The sequence below is a fragment of the Rouxiella sp. T17 genome (assembly GCF_036663475.1).
Lineage (GTDB): Bacteria > Pseudomonadota > Gammaproteobacteria > Enterobacterales > Enterobacteriaceae > Rouxiella.
In genome coordinates this window covers 17,565-34,922 of sequence record NZ_JAWUEA010000029.1, presented here as the reverse complement: position 1 = coordinate 34,922, position 17,358 = coordinate 17,565, and the positions used below count along the sequence as shown (strand labels likewise).

Genomic DNA, 17,358 nt, shown 5'->3' with positions numbered 1-17,358 from the left:
GGCTTTTAATTCTCTACAGGCTATTAAGTCTCTACAGGCTTTTAAGTCTCTACAGAATAGATGAATTTTCGGCGGGCTGATTATCGGCCCGCTGTTTTATCTCTTACAGAGTAATGTGATGTCCGCACTTTTCCGTCAGGAAGCCGCCACCCAGCAGCAAACTCAGTGGCTCGGCAAAGCGCTGTTATTAAAAGGCTGGCCGCTGTGGGTTACAGTCACGCTGACCAGCAGCTTTATCTTGCTTCTCATCCTGTTTCTGACCTTTGCAAACTATACACGCCGCATAAACGTTAGCGCTGAAGTTATCACTCAGCCTTATACAATCAATCTGTTTTCTCCGCAGCAGGGCGTGATTGCAAAACTGCTGGTGCAAAACGGGCAGCGCGTTAAAGCGGGCACGCCACTGTACCAGATTGACGTGAGTCAGGTTTCGCAATCGGGCAATGTCAGCACCTCTACGCTCGACGCCATTAACAAACAGCGCGCACAGCTTGACGATATTATCGCCCAGCAACGCAACAATAAAATTGCGACCCTCGCGAATCTGCAACAGCAGCTCGACCAGTATAAACAGGCGCAAACCGGCTTGAATAATATGGTCGCGTCGGCGAAAGAAGGATTGGCGTCGATGGGCAAAAGCCTCGACTCCTACACCGACTCGTTGAAAAAGGGGCTGATTACCACCGATCAGCTCAACAATCAGCGCTACCTTTATTACCAGCAGCAGAGCGCCTATCAGAGCCTGACTGCGCAGGTTATCCAGCAATCTCTGCAAATCAGTAACCTGCAAAGTGAAAAAGTGACCAAGGCCGCCGATTTCGACAACGAGATTTCTCAGTCGCTGTATCAACAGCAGGGGCTGGATCGCGAACTCGCGCAGGCCAACGCCAGAAATCTGATCATGATCACCGCGCCCACCGACGGCAATATTTCGTCGCTGAGCGTCACGCCGGGCCAGATGGTGAATTCAGGCGACAGTCTGGTGCAGCTGGTGCCGCAGAGCGAGCACGACTTTTATCTGGTCGCGTGGCTACCCGACGCCAGCCGCCCGTACGTGCAGCTCGGTGAGAAAATCAACGTCAGTTATGCCGCCTTCCCTTTCCAAAAATATGGCCAATTCCCGGGCAAAATCATTTCGGTGGCCAGCGCGCCAAGCACCGCCAAAGAGATGGCCGGTTACGTTTCCGCGCCGCGTACCAGCATTGAAACCGCGGACGGCAGCTACTTTAAGGCGATTGTGGCGCTCGAGAGAGGTTCGCTCACCTGGCACGGCCAGACCTTGGCGCTTTCGAGCGGCATGCAGGCCGAAACCACGCTGTTTTTAGAAAAACGTCCGTTGTATCAGTGGATGCTCTCACCTTATTACAGCTTGAAGAAAAGCATTACCGGACCCGTTAACGGCGGGGAAAATTAATGAACAAACAACAGCTAGACGAATTAGTCGGAAAATTACACTTTAGTTTTCGCCGTAAAGTGCCGCAGATTATTCAGACCGAAGCCGCCGAATGCGGGCTGGCGAGCGTGGCGATGATTTGCGGTTATCACGGCTTGCAAACCGATTTGCTCAGCCTGCGCCAGCAGTTTGATGTATCAACGCGCGGCGTGACGCTGAAAACGCTGATGGCGGTGACCCAGCAGCTCAACCTGAAATCACGCGCCCTGCGGCTGGATATCGACGAGCTGACCGAGCTGAAAACGCCCTGCATTTTGCACTGGGACATGAATCATTTCGTGGTGCTGATTTCGGCTAAACGCGGGCGCGTCGTGGTTCACGATCCCGCTTTTGGCAAGCGCGTATTGGGGCTGCAAGAGGTCTCGGCACATTTTACCGGCGTGGCGCTGGAGCTGTGGCCCGATGCCGACTTTAGCCATAAGAAGAATGTTAACCGGCTGAATTTACGGCGGATGGTGGGTAACGTCGGCGGCATTTTTTCTACGCTGACCAAGCTGTTTTGCTTCTCGTTATTGATTGAGTCGGTGAATCTGTTGCTGCCCGTTGGCATGCAATTAGTAATGGATCACGTTATTCCCGCGCAGGACCCGAATCTGCTGACGCTGATTTGCCTCGGATTGCTGTTCTTCGTGCTGTTTCGCACGGGCATCAGCATTCTCAAATCGTGGACCCAACTGGTGATGAGCACGCTAATTGACGTGCAATGGAAGGCGCGGCTGTTCGATCACCTGCTCGCCCTGCCGCTGGCCTATTTTGAGAAACGCAAACTCGGCGATATTCAGTCGCGCTTTATCTCGCTCGACACGCTGCGCACCACGCTCACCAGCAACGTAGTCAACAGCCTGATGGACGGCATTATGTCGGTCGGGCTTATCGTGATGATGATTCTCTACGGCGGCTGGCTGGTCTGGGTTATCCTCGGATTCACCACGCTTTACTGCCTGTTCCGCCTGTCAACTTATCCGACCTATCGGCAAATCGCCGAAGAGCAGCTGGTGAAATCGGCCCGCGCCAGCTCGCACTTTATGGAAACGCTGTACGGAATGGGCACCTTGAAAGCTCTGGGTTTATCGCCCAATCGCGCCCAGCGCTGGCTGAACATGAATATTGATACCGCCAACGCGACGGTGCGCAAAACCCGTTACGAGATGCTGTTTCAGGGCGGCAATACCTTAATCGCCACGCTCGACCAAATTGTGCTGCTGTGGCTCGGCGCGACGCAGGTGATCGACGGCCACATGACGCTCGGCATGTTTGTGGCGTTTAACACCTATCGCGGACAATTTTCGGAACGCGCCGCCAACCTGCTCGACATGGTATTGCAGCTGAAAATGCTGTCGCTGCACTCTGAGCGAATCGCCGATATCGCGCTGACCGAGGTGGAACATAACGTGCCCGAGCGCGCGCTGTTGCGTCTCGGCGAACCCGCCGCGCTGGAGGTGCAAAACGTCTCGTTTCAATATGACGTGCTCTCCGCGCCCTTGATTAACAATCTGAATCTCAAGGTTGCAGCCGGAGAAAGTGTTGCTATTACAGGGCCTTCCGGGATGGGCAAAACCACATTAATGAAGATTCTGGCGGGCCTGCTGCTGCCGACATCGGGCGAGGTGAAACTCAACGGCATGGACATCAGCAAGGTGGGTGCCAATAACTATCGTGCCTGCACGGCCTGCGTGTTGCAGGAAGACACGCTGTTTGCGGGCTCGATTGCCGAGAACATCGCCAGCTTCGAAGAGCAGCGCGACCCCGAACATCTGATTGACTGCGCCAAACGCTGCAATATTCATGAAGACATTCTGGCAATGCCGATGGGCTATGAAACGCTGATTACCGAGCTGGGCGGCAGCCTCTCCGGCGGCCAGAAACAGCGCATTTTGATTGCGCGCGCGCTCTATCGTCGGCCCGGGATTTTGTTCCTCGACGAAGCCACCAGCCATCTTGATGTCGACAACGAGGCGCACATCAACGCCTCGATTGCCGCCCTCAACATTACGCGGGTGATTATTGCTCACCGTCCGTCGACCATTGCCTCAGCCGATCGCGTGATTGTGCTCGGCAGTTAACAGGCTATTTTCATTCAACATGTTAGCTGCTATTTCCGCCAGCATTTCATCCACTACGCCGCCGACGATAGCAATACCGTCGGCGATATCTTCAACCTTTATAGAAGAAAAACCGATGCGCATGTAGTGCGTTGGCCGCGTGCTTTTTTCCGATCCTGACGGCTCATCGATTGAATGCCGATCAACGGTGTTAAGGAAATAGCTTTCGCCGGGCTGAATATAGACGTCGCGCTGATAGGCGCGCTGCGAAAGCTCGCGGGTATTAATCGAAGTCGGGAATTTTAGCCACACCGAACTGCCGCCTTCCGAGCTGGCAATTTCGGCGCACGGAATAGAGTGTTTCAACGCCTGCTGGAGCGTATTCCAGCGCAGCGCGTACTCTTCATGAAAACGTTTTAACAGCGATTCGTAATAACCGCCCTTCAAAAATAGCGCCACGGTACGCTGATTATTGGCCGCCGGATGGCGAATGCTCATGCGACGCAGCGCCCGCGCCTGACGAATAAACGGCAGCGGCCCGACCAGAAAACCGACCCGCAGGCCCGGCGAAAGCAGCTTCGACAGGCTGGTGACGTAAACCACGCGGCCGTCAGTATCGATCGATTTCAGCGCACTCGATGGAAATCTTCCGAAGCGCGATTCAGTGTCGTAATCGTCTTCGATGATAATAAAATCGTGCTCCGCCGCCATCGCCAACAGTTGACGGCGGCGTGAATGTGACAACGTCACGGTGGTTGGCGACTGGTGGCTCGGCGTAACGTAAATAATGTCGCACTTTTTCATCGCGTCACTGATTATCACGCCGTCTTCATCAACAGCTAGCGGCACTAAAACTGCGCCGTGAAATAGCATCAAATTTCGCACATCGGGATAGGAAGGGTCTTCAATGCCGACCACCATGCCCGGCCGCAGCAGGCATTGAATCGCCAGATAGAGCGCGTGCTGCGCGCCGACGGTGACCAACACTTCCTGCGTGGAGGCCGTAAAACCGCGCCGTGGCAGCACGCGACGGCGAAATGCGTCGAGCAGCACGGGATCGTCTTCATCAACGTAATCCACCGTCCAGTCATACATATCATGCAGTGATAAAGAATCGCGGCTGCATTTGCGCCAGTTATCAATCGGGAAAATCCAGCGATCGTGCTGGCCGTACATAAAGGTGTACTTTTTGCTGCGCCAATCGTGAGGATGAGTAATGTGCTCCATCGCCGCCGGGTTGATCACCAGCTTGCTGTCCCAATCGACTGATGCGATAGTCGGTTGATTCTCCTGACTTTGTGGCAAGCGTGAAACGGCATCGGGAGCCACGTAAAATCCGCGTCGCTGCGCAGAAATCAGCACCCCTTCCGACGCCAACTCTTCATAAACCAGCGTCACCGTATTGCGAGAAATCTTCAGCTGTTCGGCCATCACGCGGGTCGACGGCAGCGTTTGGCCCTGCTCAAAATCTCCGCGTGCGATGGCCTCTGAAAGCTTCTCGCGCAATTTCGACTGCAATGACCCGTGCGCCTTGCGATCGAGCGTGTTAGGGACGGTTAAATTAAACATTGCGTCTGCCTCATGAAAGGGTGAAAAAGTTTTAACGTTTCCTAAACATTAGCCTGTTGATGTAGACCGATCGCCGGAAACTTCTGCACTAAATTATGCAAGATATCGGCCATTTGTCCCTCAATCTGCGCTTCGTTTTCAACTTTTGGCTGCGCGGCGACGGCGGCAAACACCTGATGCTTGAGGAAATGTCGCCAAACTACCGGCGCGGCGGCCAAAAATTCGGTAAGAATGACGTAACGCGCGCGGGTCCACACCGCTTCAAACGCCGAGCGCGCTTCACCATAATCGAAATGTTGCGCCGCTATTTCGGGCATTGCCGCGCGGGCGATTTCGGTGGCGCTAATATCGATTTCGCCATCAACAATAACCACGCCATAATCGCGGCGCGCACCTTCGACGGAAACAAAACCGCTCTGCACGTCGCGCAGTACGCTTGCTGGCAGGCGTTCACGCGCGGGTCCGTAACCACCTGCGCCCGGACCGGTCAACCGCACGATATCGCCCGGCCCGCATTTGATAACATCGATATTGCCGTGTTCGACACAGCTTGCGCTGTCTGGATTAGTTTGAAAACGCGAATTTTTGCCCGCATTGCCGCCGACCGCGCCCGCCGAGGCAAACACCGAGCGGTTGCGATTGCGCGCCGTGACCACGGTATTTGGCGCGGTGATTTCGAACTCCATAATGGTGCCCAATCCGCCGCGATAGCGCCCAGCGCCGCCACTGTCGGGTGAAAGCCCGTAGCGACGAATCAGAATCGGCACTTCGGCTTCGTTAATTTCAACAGGAGTATTTTTGAGAAACGCCGAAAGGCCGCCGGAGCCGTCTGGGCCGTCGTGTTTTGGCGTGCCGCCCGCACCACCGCCGACCGGGCCAATCGAGGCCACCACCGTGCGGCTCTGCGCGTCGACCGTTTTGATGTTCACAATCGAGTTGCCGCCCGGTGAATTGGCGGGTAATCGATCAGGCACTGCCAGCGAAAACGCCCCTAAGGTTGCGATTTGCGAGACGGCGCAGGTCAGGGATCGCATGCCAACGGCGGCGGGCGCTTCACAGTTCATCACCGTGCCGGGAGGCAAAATCGCGCGCGTTGGCCGTAGCGTTCCGGCGTTGAGCAGCAGGCGGCTGTCGAGCGTTGAGAGCACGTAGGTGACGCCGACCAGCGCCAGCGGATGACGCTCGCGTCCGCCGGTCGGCATATTTAGTGAGGACGTGAGTTGCGGATCGCTGCCAGTGTAGTCCAGCTCAAGGGTTTCGCCGCTAACGCGCAGCGTAACCGCGATACGGCAGGGATAACCGCCATCAGTATCTTCATCGGCATAGTCAGCATAGAAATATTCTCCGTCCGGAATGGTGGCGATAATATTGCGGGCCTGCTGCTCGGCGTAGTCAAGAATGCCCTCGACGCCCTGCAAGAAATCGTCGAGCCCGAAGCGCGCAATAATCTCGTGAACCTTACGTTCGCCGATATTAACCGAAGCGATTTGGGCATTAAAATCACCCCAGTTTTGATCCGGCGCCCTCACGTTAAGACGCATAATCCGTGCCACATCTTCGTTAATCTTACCGCCACTGATAATCTTCAACGGTGGAATACGCAGGCCTTCCTGCACAATTTCGGTTAACGATCGCGACAGCGAGGCCGGTACCGCGCCGCCAACGTCGGTATTGTGAATGTGTCCGACCACGAAACAGGCGATTTCGCCCTGATAAAATACCGGCTTCCAGATGTGAATATCGGGTGAATGGGTCGCAACATTACCGGCATAAGAGTCGTTGGTGATGCAGATATCGCCCTCTTGATAGTCATCGATCAGCGCTAAAACGGGCGCATAGTCGATGCCGCTGTACCACGGTGCACCAAAACTGCGCGGCGAGGCGAAGGCTAATCCGTCGCGGGTGACGAGCTGGCAGGAGAAATCCTCTGTCTCTTTCACAAAAGTTGAATGCGCGGTACGCATCAGCGTGAAGGCCATGGCGTCGGCTGCGGCGGCGCAATAGTTGGCCAGAATTTGTAGATTACGTCCATCAATTGCCATGAGGTGCTGCCTCCAGAGAGGTGATAATCAAGTTGCCGAAGGTATCAACGTCGATTTTCATGCCGGTTGGCACGCAGGTGGTGCAGTCGTCCTGCGCGATAATCGCCGGTCCGTTAAATGATTGGCCGGCCAACAGGCTGTTACGGCGTACTACCCAAACCTCTTGCTGCGCGCCGTCAACCCAGGCGCTGACCACGGATTGCGGTATTACCGGCGCGTCGCTGTGCGCCAGCTTTTGCAGATCCGGCCTTGAAGTCGGCGAGGTAATGACCAGTCGCAGATTGATAATTTGCATCGCGGCGCTGGCATCGCTATGACCGAAAATCTTCTGATGCTGCTGATTGAAAGCCTCACCCACGGCGACTAATCCCTGAGCGTTTTCATTTGATAGCCAAGAACTTTCAAGCGGAACTTCAATTTCGAATGACTGCCCGCGATAGCGCATATCCGCCGAAAATTGCAGGCGATAAGGCAAATCTGCGCCGTGTTCGCGATGCAGCCAACTTTCGGCGTCGTGCTGCAACGCCACGGCGGCCAGGGTCAACTCTTCGAGACAGGCAGGGGTAAAATCGCGATAAAGCGTGCGGATAAAATCGTTTTTCAGGTCGGCGACCAGCCCGCCTAGCGCGGAGAGCACGCCCGGTGTTGGCGGCACCACCACGCCTTTCATGTTCAGCTCGCGCGCCAGATAACAGCCCATCATCGGACCCGCGCCGCCAAAGGCGAGGAAATAGAACTCACGGGGATCAATGCCAAAGCGCGAGACCAATCCGCTGGTGTCGGTATACATGCTGGAAATCGCCAGCTCGATAATGGTTTCGGCGGTCTCTTCAATCGAAATCCCGAGCGGTTGGGCGAGTAAATCGACGGCGCGACGCGAAGCCTCGACATCGACACTCACCGCGCTATAGCCTAATGCGCCGTGGCCGAGCAGGCCACAGGCGGCAAACGCATCGGTGACCGTCGCCTGCGTGCCACCGCGCCCGTAGCACACCGGACCCGGTAATGAACCCGCGCTGTCAGGGCCGACCTGCAAAACGCCGAGACGGTCAATCCACGCCAGCGATCCGCCGCCTTGCCCTACTGAAGTCACTGAAACCGAAGGAATAAAGATTTGGAATTCGCCGATCACCTCGCCGCTGCCATATTCCGGCTTGCCGTCAACGATAACCGCGACGTCGGCGCTGGTGCCGCCAATATCCAGGCTCAACAGTTTGTTATAGCCGCACTGGTCGGCAATGTAACCCGCGCCAATCACGCCCGACGCGGTGCCCGACAAAATCATCTGCACGCATTCGGCCTTGGCCTGCGTCACGCTCATTACCCCGCCGTTTGACTTGGTAATTCGCGGCGGAACCGGCACGCCCATTTCACGCAATGCGCGTTCGAAAGCGCCGAGATAGTTGATGACTTTCGGTTGTACGTAGGCGTTGATGGTCGCGGTAATCGTGCGTTCATACTCGCGAATGATCGGCCAGATTTCTCCCGAGCAGGAGGTCAGCATGTCGGGTGCCAACTCGCCTATCCACTCCCGCACCTGCTTTTCGTTATTAACGTTTCGATAGGCGTGCAGAAGCGACACCACTATTCCTTCGCAACCCAACGCCCTTGCCTGCACCAGCGCGGCTTTTACCGATTCGAAATCCACCGCTTTGAGAATTCGCCCCTGACTGTCGGTTCGCTCTTTGATAGCAAATACCCGATCCCGGCTGATTAACGGTTCGGGACGACGCGAAAACAGGTCGTGAATGTGCGGAATTTTCAAACGTGCCAGTTCGAGTACATCTTCGAAAGCCTCGGTGGTAAACAGCGCCAGCTTGACTCCTTTACGCTGAATCACCGCGTTAACGCCTACCGTAGTGCCGTGCGTAAAATAGTGGACTTCGCGCGGGTCAATTCCGTGCAGGTCGCGCAGCTGGCCTAAACCGGTCGTAATTTCACTGCCGGGACTGTCGGGGCGCGAAAGCACTTTCAGGGTACGAATACTGTTGTCGCGCTCGTCGAGCACGGCGAAATCGGTAAACGACCCACCGATATCTACGCCAATTCGGTAAGTCATCGCTGATTTTCCTTAGCTTTCGTTTGAAGGTCAGACACTGTGGTTTGCGTAGCGGAACCTGTTGTGTGCGTAGCGGAACCTGTTGTGTGCGTAGCGGAAACAGTAGTGTGCGTAGCCAGAACAGTCATATGCGTATCGGCCAACGTTTTCGACACGCAGTTGGCCGGATTGGCGGGTGAAATTTCCATCATCATTTCGGGGCTCTTCAAGCCGTTCCACCCTGCACGCTGGTAAACCGGCTGGGCATCGCGGGTGGTCAGCAACCATTTTGGAACCTGCGTTAAATCGGGATGGGTGCGAACAACCTCAGCGAGCCAGGTGCCGAGGCCTTTGCCGCGAAAAGCTTCGTCGATGAAAATGTCCATCAAATAAGCCACGCGCGCATAGTCGGTGACAATGCGTGCAAAGCCAATCTGCTGGCCCTGATAGTAGAGGCCGAGCGCAAGTGAGTTGGCAATAGTTCGCAACAAAATCTCACGTGGCTGGCCCTGCGCCCAGTAGGATTGAACAGAAAGAAAGTGCTGGACCTTATCAATGTCCAGCCGCGCGCGATCGGTACTGAGTTCGAAACCCTCGCGCCGCCATTCGACAATCTTATATTCAACGGGATCGTATTCCCGTGCGTTGCTCTCATTCACCCATGCCATGCGGATTACCTGTCTGGTTACTGAATCAAGCCGATTAGGATTTCTGAAAACCTTGAAGTTAATTAAAACCGAGACTTTATTTAAAACCGCGACTTTATTTAAAACCGTGACTTTATATAAACCATAGAACGCTGGCCGGTGTTAGCGCCAGCCAGCGGGATTCTATGGAGCCAGAGAAGTGAGGTCGGTAACCAGAATGGATAGCTTGTAGGATCTGTCGAGGGTAAATCGTGGTTAAGCGCGAGTCAAAAGTCGCTGATAGAGCCTGTCACGGGCAATATTTTTCATTTTCACTTCGCACATGATATCGAAATCACTAAACGATAATGCCCAATCATTCAGCGTATCGTTGAAGTAAAAATCGGAGTGCGCCCGCAGTTTAGACTTCGATACGCCAAGCTCTGCCTGCTCTGGATACCCTTGTTCAGGAATCAGCCCTTCAACAGAAATCGAATAGTGCAAAACGGGCCGCACGCCGCGCCACGAGGCTTTTATCAGCGCAATGCGCGGGTCATCGTGGCGAATGAATTCGGCCTCTTTTACCCAATGATGATGAATATCCAACACGATCGGACAGAGTTCGCGCGCCTGTAATACGTCGTCGAGGGAGCAGGAAACCTCATCATTTTCGACTGTCAGCATCCGCTGCGCTTCAGGGCTAAGCCTTTCGAATGAATGTTTAAAACCCTCGAAACCTGCTTTGCCATTCATATGAATGTTGATTTTGAAGTCTTGAAACGTTTTACCGTAACCCATAAATTTGGCGCACAGCGCGTGATATTCGACGTCTTCAATCGCCCTTTCGACCACCAGCGGATTATCAGACGCCAGCACGGTATATTGACCCGGATGAAACGACAGGCGAATGTCATTGGCTCGGGCAAACTCGCCGCATTTTTCAAACAGCGGAGTCAAGTCAGGCAGCAGCGCTTTGTATAACTCCGTCGCTTCGGGCACGGTATAGAGTGGCAGCATGTCACTGCCGATACGCATCATTCGCAAATCAGGCGTGAGCTCAGCCAACGCCTCGAGATTCAAATAAAAATTGTGCAGATTGGCGTGCGAAATTTCATCGAGCAGTTTAATTCTTTCATCTTTGCCCAAACTCAAAAAACGCGTCCGCGTTGTCGCCCTAAATGGAAACGGTTGTTTAAAATCCGCGTCGAAAAATTTACACGCAAAACCCAGTTTCATCTCTTTCCCTCTTCTCATTATTTTTACAGCTTTGGAACAGTAGATTTGGAATAGTCAATTTGGAATAGTCATTAGCGCTGCTAATCCAGCTTCACCAGCTTGGTCATCAGCAGTCTAAACAGCCGCAAACGCAGGCGCATAAAACGTTGTTCGACCTTCAGTGCGGCCTTGCCCTGATTTCCAAAACGCAGCATTTTGTCTTCACGCGGTCGCCAGCTTGGCCAGCGAATTTCGCCATCAATGTGACGACTGGTGCTGTCGACGTGACGGGCAAAATTGAGCCAATACTGGCTCACAACTGCGGCAAAGGCTTTGTCCTGTGGCGTAAAAGCGCCGCCAATAATCTGTGTACTTTCAATCAGTGACATATTGTTCATGACGAAAGGGATTTCGTTGCCATGCCAAGTGCCGTTCGGGCACTGCTTGCGGGCGTTTTCAGCAACATAATCGAAATAATAGCGCCAACCGGGCGCACCGGATTTGTGTTGCCCGACCATCGCAACGTATCCCATGGTGGTGAACACCATGTCGCGACTTATCTGCCGGCCTAACTCTTTATCGTTTTTCACTTTTGGATAAAGCAGCTTTATCAAACGCAAACCAAGCGGATGCTGTTTCCTGACTCGCTGAACCACCTTGCCGACGTCGATATTAAAATAGCCCAGCACGCTAGGTTCATCACTGTTGCTGCCAATCATTAGTGGCAGCGCATGCTGCTTGCCGTGGCGAAAGACTTCGAGCATCGGCTCGGGTAATACGGCGTCGCCGACAATAGGCACGGGTGAAGTGCCGAGCTTGCCGTTCAGGTTCCAAAAACTCTCTTCCGGCAATGAACGCAGCTGCTGCGCCGTAGCGTTAGCGAGTCCAAAATGGCTGGCGACACGTTCACCCAAATCCAACGCTTTATCACGCGGAGTATCGGGCAGCGTATAGCCACTCTGCACAATCCCCTTGTTAAACAGCCCCTTGGCGAGCGGCGAGGCAAACAGTGTTAGCACGGAGCGCGCACCGGAAGATTCGCCAAACAGCGTGACATTGTCGGGGTCGCCACCAAACGCGGCGATATTTTTTCGCACCCACTGTAACGCGGCGATTTGATCCAGCAAGCCGAAATTATTGACCTTTTCGCCCTCTGGATATTCAGCGTCTAGCGCGGGATGAGCGAAAAAGCCGAGGTGTCCGAGGCGATAATTTAGCGTCACCACCACTACGCCCTGAGAGGCCAGCGGCGAACCGATGTAAGGTGAAAGTCCGCCCGATCCGATGGAGAATCCCCCGCCGTGCAGCCAGACCATCACCGCCTTCTTCTTCTCACACTTTTTCTCCTGACTCATTTTCGTCAGGCTTTCATTCGCCAGACTCTTATCCATCAGAACAGAGTCTGCTGCCAAAGCCGAATCTTGTGACTCGCGAGAATTTGACTCGCTTGAGAAATCTGACCAGACGTTGAGATAGAGACAATCCTCGCTAAACGACCCCGGATCGCCGCCGCCCACCGCCACGCAATAGTCGCGATTTTGCCAGCTCGCGGGACCGTAATTTGAAGCCGCCTTTACGCCCTGCCATTTTTCAACCGGCTGCGGCGGCCGCCAACGTAAATCCCCTACTGGCGGCGCCGCAAACGGTATTCCTTTAAAACAGGCGATCTCGTTATCCCACTCTCCTTCAACGGTACCGCTTTCCGTTACAACTTGAGGAGCCTGCTGATTGGGCATGCAATGTCCTTATGGGAAATAGTCGAAATGCGAAAATAGTCGAAAATCCAAACGAAAACGGCTGGCAAACCCTATTTTTTAGAATGCCACTTGTCGTCATCGCCTTTCTTATAAGAATGTTTGACTGCCGACCACGCCACTTTGTGGGCGGTCTCCTCGCGGCTGTCATCACCACGGCGGTCATCTTTATCTTTGTACTCATCCCACGCGCTGTTAAATGCTTCTTTATAGATATCCTGCGCGTGGGGAGGAAGCACGTTAGAAACCGAATCAGGTAGGTCGGAACGATGTTTGTAAGGCATGGTTAGCTCTCCTTTATCAGCTAGTTTGTTTCATCTCACTTAACAGTCTAGCTGCTACGCTTGAAGATAATGGAGTTTAGGAACATTCAGCCCTGTGAAAATAGAAAATTGAGTTTTTTGAAATAGTGTAAATAAAGGCAAGCTTCTTTACTTAATTTTTCAAAGCACCCATGGAAAGCATAATACCTTTCAACACACTGTAATTTATATATTTATCTAAAACACAAACTCACCAAAAGCGGGTTAATTACTCATAAAAAACCGGTTAAATCATTATAAATAGCGACTATAGAGCAAAAACCAACTAAGTGCCGTTTTTACTATCAATTGTTTATAATAACGGCTATAGTGTTACAGAAAATTACCGTTAGATTTTATAGAGGTAACTCACCCCTCATCGGATAGGCGCAATGTTTTCCCAAAGGCAAATTTGCAGTTATGCCTTTGCGAACAGCATCATTTATAAGGAAAATAATCATCATGGTGTCATCTCAGGAACAAATCAGGCAAAAATCCCGTCACAAGGAATATTCGCTCATTTTCCCTATTATCGCCCTCGTCGTTCTGATGCTTTGGGGCAACAGCAGCAACTTCGGTTTTGTTATCGGCATCAATGCAATTGCCCTGGTGGGTATTCTTGCCAGCGCCTTCAGCGTTGTCCGTCACGCTGACGTGTTAGCACACCGGTTAGGTGAACCTTACGGCTCGCTTATTTTGAGCCTTTCCGTGGTCATTCTTGAAGTAAGCTTAATCTCAGCGCTAATGGCAACCGGCGACGCCGCGCCTGCCCTTATGCGAGACACGTTATTTTCGATCATCATGATTGTGACTTCCGGGTTAGTCGGCTTTGCGCTGCTGCTTGGCGGAAGAAAATTTGCGACCCAGTATGTAAATCTCGGCGGCATTAAACAGTATTTGATGGCAATTTTTCCGCTGGCTATTATTGTGCTGGTGCTGCCCGCTGCATTGCCGGGCGGTAATTTCACCACCGTTCAGGCCCTGTTTGTGGCGGCGATTTCTGCGGCAATGTATGGCGTTTTCCTGTTAATTCAGACCAAAACGCACCAAAGTTTGTTTGTTTACGAACATGAAGATGAAGACGACTCCACGCCGCACGGTAAGCCGTCATCACATAAAAACCTGACTCACGCGCTGTGGCTGGTTGTTCATTTGGTGCTGGTTATCGCGGTGACTAAATTTAACGCTAACCCACTCGAAACACTGTTAACAGAACTGGACGCGCCCGCGCAGTTCACCGGCTTCCTGGTGGCGCTGCTTATTCTCTCCCCGGAAGGATTGGGCGCATTAAAGGCGGTATTAAAAAATCAGGTTCAGCGTGCAATGAATCTGTTTTTTGGCTCCGTTCTCGCCACTATTTCACTGACCGTGCCGGCCGTGACGATTATTGCCACCCTTACCGGCCAGCAGTTGATGTTTAGTCTGGATCCCGCGAATATCGTAGTGATGCTGGCGGTATTAATCTTGTGTCAGATCTCTTTCTCAACCGGACGCACCAACGTGCTCAACGGCACCGCGCATTTGGCCCTCTTCTGTGCCTATATGATGATTATTATGCTTTAAGATGATTATTAGGTTTTAAGATGATTATTAAGTTTTAAGAAAAAACCGGCGAGACAGAGAGTGATAATAAATAAGGCCGCCAATATTGGCGGCCTTTTCTATGGGACTTTATTAATAATGACGTTATCAGCTCATATTAATGGGCGTTAACTCATGAATAGGCGTTGAGAGCATGTTGACACAGCTCGGAACGCACGCAGTCTTCTTTCTCAAAGCGAATGATGCCGACCATCTCGTCTTCTTCGAAGCGGGATAATGCATCGCTAAGCCCTGATACCACGCCGCGCGGAAGGTCGCACTGAGTGATATCCCCGTTAACTATTACCGTCACGTTTTCACCGAGACGAGTCAGGAACATTTTCATTTGCGCTGCGGTAACGTTCTGGGCTTCATCCAGAATGACCACGGCGTTTTCAAAAGTACGTCCGCGCATATAAGCAAACGGCGCAATTTCAACCTTGCCTATTTCCGGTCGCAGACAGTACTGCATAAAAGAAGATCCCAGACGACGGACTAATATGTCATATACCGGTCTGAAATAAGGCGCAAACTTTTCCGAGATATCGCCGGGCAGGAATCCGAGGTCCTCATCGGCCTGTAACACCGGACGGGTAACAATTATCCTATCTATTTCTTTGTGTATTAAGGCTTCAGCCGCTTTCGCAGCGCTAATAAAGGTTTTACCGCAGCCAGCTTCGCCTGTGGCAAATATTAACTGCTTATTCTCTATGGCTAGTAAGTAATGACCTTGAGCTTCTGTTCGCGCCTGGATAATGGAAGTATCACGGGTATCGCGAGCCATACCAATTGATTCCAAACCGCCCATTTGCACGAGAGAAGTTACGGACTCTTCCTCACGCTGGCGGTGACTACGTGAATCACGTCTAATGACACGCTTAGCTTCACGGCGAGCCTGGATCACTGCTTTTTGTCTTCCCATAGTGGCACCTTACAGTTTGTTTCACTTAACGCAAAAGGCCAATCGGCCCGTACGATTATGTTTCACATACAGATTAGGTTTGGTCTCCTTTTAGACCACTTGAAGCCAAAGAATAACGTGAAGAGGAAAATAGCCGAGTAGCCGCTTTCTTTTCACGGGACGGCATTGTCATTAATGACAAACCTTTGACCATGACAGTCAATAAGCGAGTAATAATGCTCACTTTGCTACCAATATGAAAACCAGTGAAAGAGCCAATAGAAGAGACGGGTTGATTCGGTGAGTGGATTAGTTCAGTTAAAGAACAGGGGAGCTGAGAAATTAATGATAATGAGAATAATTCGAACTGAGTTTTTATCATTCGCTATCCCCGTTAAGTTGGCTAGTTAATTTCAGTATAACGATATCTGGAAACTTCGCTAGCGGTCTAACTTGAATGTAGAAAAAATAATTAGCAGAGTCAATAGGTCTAACGATCCTTTTTTGATCCCACTATCCGGCAATAAACCGGATAGTTTCAATAAGATGACAAAGGCGCGGATCAGGCGATCAAATTTTCCTTTCGCTCCTGATTTAAATAGCTGTGAATGCCGTTGGCTAAGGCGTTAGCCATTCGCTGCTGAAAAGCGGGTTCTTGCAGCAGTTTTTCTTCCTGATGATTGGTAATAAAAGAGGTTTCGACCAATACCGACGGAATGCGCGGCGATTTGAGTACCACAAATCCGGCCTGCTCAATATGATTGTTGTGCATCGGGTGCACGGTTTGGATATTTTCGGCCATGTGTTTGCCGAAAGCCAGGCTGCGATTAATGGTTTCCGTCTGGTCGAGATCAAACAGCGTCTGCTTTAAATAGGCATCATTGGTTTGCACATCATTATCGTAAATCGCGTCGACACTGTTTTCGCTCTGCGATAAATAGCGCGCCATCGCGCTGCCTGCCCCGTGTTCAGACAGGGCAAATACCGAGGCACCGTGAACCTGATCGTTTGTGAAACCATCGGCGTGAATGGAAACAAACAGATCGGCTTCGTGCTGGTGCGCCAAATTAACGCGATGATAAAGCGGAATAAATACGTCTTCCTGCCGCGTTAATACCGCGTGAATTTTATACTGCTGGTGCAACTGCCTTTGCAGCCGTTTAGCAATATCCAGCACCACGTGTTTTTCATAAGTCCCTTTGCCGCCAATCGCTCCGGGATCTTTCCCCCCGTGACCCGGGTCAATCATCACCAGCAGCGGACGGGTAGATTGCGGGTTATTCTTTGGAGAAGAACTTATATCTTCTGCGGGAATCGCCGCCGCTGCATTTTGCGCCACTGAAATACTAAACTGTTTGCCACCCTGCTCTTGCTGATGGCTAATGATGGCGGGCTGATTTAATTCAAATACTATTCTCGCGGTCTCAGGCGTGAAATGGGCTATTTTAGCCTCGGTAATCCATGGGAATTTCTGTTTCGTCACCACTAAAGAATGGGTTAACGACGACGGAAAGGCGGTCATCGAAAGATCTATCACCACCCGATCGGGATGGGTTAAGCGAAATACCCGCGCGTGGGTATCATTGGCGGGCAAAGTGAAATGCAGGTTCTGCCGATCGGTGCGAAAATCCAGCAAAGCCATCTTTTGAAATGCCAGGTTCTGTTGTTTAGCAAAGAGTTTAGGTGCCGCCAGCGTGATGCCCATTCCAAAGATCAGCAGTTTTCGGCGGGATTGATTAATGGTCATCGGTTACTTATTCTCCACAAACCTGATTTATTATTTTTAGTCAGTTACAACCTTGGGAACATGGGCCAATTTTGAAGCAAGCTCTTTT

At 52.1% G+C, this 17,358-nt stretch carries 12 protein-coding genes; 3 read left to right on the top strand and 9 right to left on the bottom strand.

Annotated features, from left to right (window positions below; all coding sequences use genetic code 11):
* Positions 1-118: 118 nt before the first annotated feature.
* Complete coding sequence (locus tag SC206_RS10410; protein ID WP_332736886.1) at positions 119-1,414, top strand: HlyD family secretion protein; 1,296 nt, start codon at positions 119-121, stop codon at positions 1,412-1,414.
* Entirely contained in the window at positions 1,414-3,516 is a 2,103-nt protein-coding gene (locus SC206_RS10405; RefSeq protein WP_332736885.1) for a peptidase domain-containing ABC transporter, read from the top strand. Before SC206_RS10410 ends, SC206_RS10405 begins: the two co-directional genes overlap by 1 nt.
* Here SC206_RS10405 and pdxR read toward each other — a convergent pair.
* From pdxR to chaB, 7 genes are all read right to left on the bottom strand, one after another.
* Entirely contained in the window at positions 3,484-5,064 is a 1,581-nt protein-coding gene (gene pdxR, locus SC206_RS10400) for a MocR-like pyridoxine biosynthesis transcription factor PdxR (RefSeq protein WP_332736884.1), read from the bottom strand. The genes SC206_RS10405 and pdxR overlap by 33 nt on opposite strands.
* Before the next feature lie 41 nt (positions 5,065-5,105).
* The gene (locus tag SC206_RS10395; RefSeq protein WP_332736882.1) at positions 5,106-7,106 is read right to left on the bottom strand and encodes a hydantoinase B/oxoprolinase family protein; all 2,001 of its coding nucleotides are present in this window, start codon (positions 7,104-7,106) and stop codon (positions 5,106-5,108) included.
* Positions 7,096-9,165: a hydantoinase/oxoprolinase family protein gene (locus tag SC206_RS10390; RefSeq protein WP_332736881.1), complete on the bottom strand. Its 2,070-nt coding sequence runs from the start codon at positions 9,163-9,165 to the stop codon at positions 7,096-7,098. The genes SC206_RS10395 and SC206_RS10390 overlap by 11 nt, the downstream gene beginning before the upstream one ends.
* The gene (locus SC206_RS10385) at positions 9,162-9,812 is read right to left on the bottom strand and encodes a GNAT family N-acetyltransferase (protein ID WP_332736879.1); all 651 of its coding nucleotides are present in this window, start codon (positions 9,810-9,812) and stop codon (positions 9,162-9,164) included. The genes SC206_RS10390 and SC206_RS10385 overlap by 4 nt, the downstream gene beginning before the upstream one ends.
* A gap of 234 nt (positions 9,813-10,046) precedes the next feature.
* Positions 10,047-11,006, bottom strand: a complete 960-nt coding sequence (locus tag SC206_RS10380) for a UV damage endonuclease UvsE (protein WP_332736877.1) — start codon at positions 11,004-11,006, stop codon at positions 10,047-10,049.
* Positions 11,007-11,086: 80 nt separating this feature from the next.
* A complete protein-coding gene (locus SC206_RS10375) occupies positions 11,087-12,721 on the bottom strand; it encodes a carboxylesterase/lipase family protein (protein ID WP_332736874.1) in 1,635 nt (544 codons plus the stop codon).
* Between the two features lie 71 nt (positions 12,722-12,792).
* On the bottom strand, positions 12,793-13,023 hold the full coding sequence (chaB, locus tag SC206_RS10370) for a putative cation transport regulator ChaB (protein ID WP_332736873.1): 231 nt from the start codon (positions 13,021-13,023) through the stop codon (positions 12,793-12,795).
* A 480-nt stretch (positions 13,024-13,503) separates the two neighbouring features.
* Between chaB and chaA the strand changes: the two genes are divergently transcribed.
* Complete coding sequence (gene chaA, locus SC206_RS10365; RefSeq protein WP_332736872.1) at positions 13,504-14,604, top strand: sodium-potassium/proton antiporter ChaA; 1,101 nt, start codon at positions 13,504-13,506, stop codon at positions 14,602-14,604.
* A gap of 151 nt (positions 14,605-14,755) precedes the next feature.
* Here chaA and phoH read toward each other — a convergent pair whose 3' ends face one another.
* Together phoH and SC206_RS10355 are read right to left on the bottom strand one after the other, a co-directional pair.
* On the bottom strand, positions 14,756-15,544 hold the full coding sequence (gene phoH, locus SC206_RS10360) for a phosphate starvation-inducible protein PhoH (protein WP_332736871.1): 789 nt from the start codon (positions 15,542-15,544) through the stop codon (positions 14,756-14,758).
* Between the two features lie 541 nt (positions 15,545-16,085).
* The gene (locus SC206_RS10355) at positions 16,086-17,270 is read right to left on the bottom strand and encodes an N-acetylmuramoyl-L-alanine amidase (protein WP_332736869.1); all 1,185 of its coding nucleotides are present in this window, start codon (positions 17,268-17,270) and stop codon (positions 16,086-16,088) included.
* Between the last annotated feature and the right edge of the window lie 88 nt (positions 17,271-17,358).